The organism is Paraburkholderia podalyriae (assembly GCF_014397785.1).
Classification (GTDB): domain Bacteria; phylum Pseudomonadota; class Gammaproteobacteria; order Burkholderiales; family Burkholderiaceae; genus Paraburkholderia; species Paraburkholderia podalyriae.
In genome coordinates this window covers 1-2,668 of sequence record NZ_VZQQ01000176.1, presented here as the reverse complement: position 1 = coordinate 2,668, position 2,668 = coordinate 1, and the positions used below count along the sequence as shown (strand labels likewise).

Sequence of the window (2,668 nt, the reverse complement as noted above, 5' to 3'; positions counted from 1 at the left end):
CGTAAGCGCTAAAACGAGCACACCTATCTTTGTCGGCTTCTAAGAGCGACGATTGCGTCCGCAACCCACATTGCGGACGCAAACCATGAGCGACGATGAGTTTGACTTTCTGCCACTCCGAGTCATTCGAGAGTGCTCCAACGGCAAACGAAGATACGACCCTGACGGGAAGCGCCGACTGATTGAGGCGTGCTTGCGACCAGGGGCGTCAATCGCTGGGCTCGCACTCAGGGCTCAGGTGAACGCAAACCAGCTTCACAAGTGGATAAGGCTACATGAGAAGGCAAACTCTGCTCGTGCAGCGCGAAACACCGTCGAGCCGTCAGCGGCGGCTTTCATCCCGGTCCTTGCTATTGAACCGGGCTTGGCGCAACCCGCTCTCGAGCCTGCGGCGTTACCGGCGGCGTCAAGTCACAAGCAATCAGCGACTGCGTCGCGACCAACGGCGCGCCTGTCAGCGCATCTCCCGAACGGGGTAACAGTCGAACTTGAGTGCTCACGGCACGATGCGACGCTCGTCGCGGCGTTGATTGCCGCCCTGGGAGAGCGTTGATGTTCCGCCTTGATTCCGATCTTCGCGTTTATTTGCATCGCGAACCGATTGACTTTAGGGCAGGAATCAATAGCCTCACGGCGTTGGTTGAGCAGTCGATGCAGCTCGACCCCTTCGCTCGCGCCGTGTTCGCGTTCCATAATCGCAAACGCAACCGCGTCAAGCTGTTGCTGTACGAACGCTCGGGCTTCTGGCTGATGTTGAAACGCCTCGAGGCAGACCATTTCGCGTGGCCATCCCGGAAGCAGTCCGTGATCGAGTTGACGACCGAGCAGCTGCATTGGCTCTTGGATGGAATCGACATCGATGCGGTACGACGTCATCCGGCACGGCAGTACCATCATACGAGTTGATGCGGCGCGCCTTCTCCAAGCGACTTTCCCGATAGCTGTTACAAATCTCCGTAAACCCATCGAGCGTTGCATTCCGCTACTGTGGGTAGCATGGATGAACGCGAATTCTCCCAATTACCTCCTGCCGCGCAGGCTTACATTCGCGAGCTCGAGGCCAGCAACCGCCAGTTGGGCGAACGCGTTCGCCATCTTGAGGAACAGTTCCGGCTCGCGCAACACAAGCGCTTCGCGCCGAGCAGCGAGAAGCTTCAGGATCGAGTGTTCAACGAAGCCGAGCAGGTCGCAATTGAGGGGCTCGACGAGGACGTAGACGAACTCGACTTACCAGACACTGGTCTGCCGGAGGCGCCGGAGCCTGCTCGCCGCAAACGAGGACGCAAGCCTCTGCCTGCAGATCTTCCCCGTCAGCGTATTGAGTACGACTTGCCCGAGGAGCAGAAGATCTGTGCCTGCTGCAGCAACGCAATGCATCGTATGGGCGAGGAAATTAGCGAACAACTGCATATCGAGGTGAAGGCTTCAGTCCTGCAGCATGTTCGTTTCAAATATGCCTGCCGTCATTGCGAGCATGTCGCTGAGCGTACGCCGATCCTGACCGCGCCGATGCCGGCCCAACCATTGCCGGGCAGTCGGGCGAGCGCGGCCATGATCGCCACGGTGATGACGGGTAAATACGTCGACGGCACGCCGCTATATCGGATGGAGGAGGCGCTCGGGCGTGCGAACATTCCGGTGGGCCGAGGCACGTTGGGGCACTGGGTCATCAAGCCAACGCAATTGCATCTCGACCGCCTGTACCAGGAGTTACGCAAGACGTTGCTGTCGCAGCCGCTGATTCATGGCGACGAGACGACCGTTCAGGTGCTGAAGGAACCGGGCAAGCCCGCACAGAGCCAGTCTTACATGTGGCTGTACCGCAGCGGCCAGGATAGCGAAGAGCCTGTAGTGTTGTTCGACTATCAACCCGGACGCGGCAAGCAATATCCCCAGGCGTTTCTCGCGGACTACAAAGGCATGGTGATGACCGACGGGCATAGCGCCTGGCGAACAGTCAAAGGTGTGACCCACTTCGGCTGCCTTGCTCATGCGAGACGCGGATTCGTAGACGCCCTGAAGACGCAGAAGAAATTAGGCAAACGCGCGCAGCAAGCACTCGAATTCTTCCAGCGACTCTACCGCGTCGAGGCACTCGCGCGAGAGAAACCTCCGAGCGGGGAAACGCGTGCCAGTTATACCTTACGACTACGGCAGCAGCACAGCGTTGTGCTCCTTGAGGCGTTCAAAGCCTGGCTGGATGAGCAGGCACCGCAAGTGCCGCCCGAGAGCGCGCTGGGCGATGCCATCAACTACACGCTTAACCAGTGGGAGTATCTCAGCCGTTACGTCGGCGACGGGCAAGCCCCAGTGGACAACAACATCGCAGAACGGGACATTCGCCCGTTTGCCACCAGCAGAAAAGTTTGGCTCTTCAGCGACACGGTCGCCGGAGCGAAAGCCAGCGCCGTCATCTACAGCCTCGTGCTTACGTGCCGCGCGTGCAACGTCGAGCCGTACGCGTACCTGCTTCACGTCCTGACTCAACTGCCCCAACGGGCACATGACGCCGACATAAGCGACCTACTGCCATTTCGGTTCATGCAGTCTCAGGCCTCGACCAACGCCGCCTGAGCAAAGAAAATCATACGTCCCGCTTCCGCGCCAGCAAATTTGCAGCGCTAGGCGACATTCATGCGCGCGCCCGTGCGCTCAAATTAGCGCTTAC

General features: G+C 59.3%; 3 protein-coding genes. All 3 read left to right on the top strand.

From position 1 onward, the window contains the following. Positions 1-85: 85 nt before the first annotated feature. Positions 86-553, top strand: a complete 468-nt coding sequence (gene tnpA / locus F6X42_RS42185; protein ID WP_187639673.1) for an IS66-like element accessory protein TnpA — start codon at positions 86-88, stop codon at positions 551-553. Further along, positions 553-906 carry an IS66 family insertion sequence element accessory protein TnpB gene (gene tnpB / locus F6X42_RS42180; RefSeq protein WP_187639672.1) on the top strand — a complete coding sequence of 118 codons (354 nt, stop codon included), beginning with the start codon at positions 553-555 and terminating at the stop codon, positions 904-906. Before tnpA ends, tnpB begins: the two co-directional genes overlap by 1 nt. Positions 907-996: 90 nt before the next feature. Then, complete coding sequence (gene tnpC / locus F6X42_RS42175; RefSeq protein WP_187639671.1) at positions 997-2,574, top strand: IS66 family transposase; 1,578 nt, start codon at positions 997-999, stop codon at positions 2,572-2,574. Positions 2,575-2,668 lie beyond the last annotated feature (94 nt).

What these genes read in the sequence shown, in the direction of transcription:
- tnpA (WP_187639673.1), top strand. Translation starts at nt 86, where the DNA reads ATGAGCGACGATGAGTTTGACTTTCTGCCACTCCGAGTCATTCGAGAG.
- tnpB (WP_187639672.1), top strand. Translation starts at nt 553, where the DNA reads ATGTTCCGCCTTGATTCCGATCTTCGCGTTTATTTGCATCGCGAACCG.
- tnpC (WP_187639671.1), top strand. Translation starts at nt 997, where the DNA reads ATGGATGAACGCGAATTCTCCCAATTACCTCCTGCCGCGCAGGCTTAC.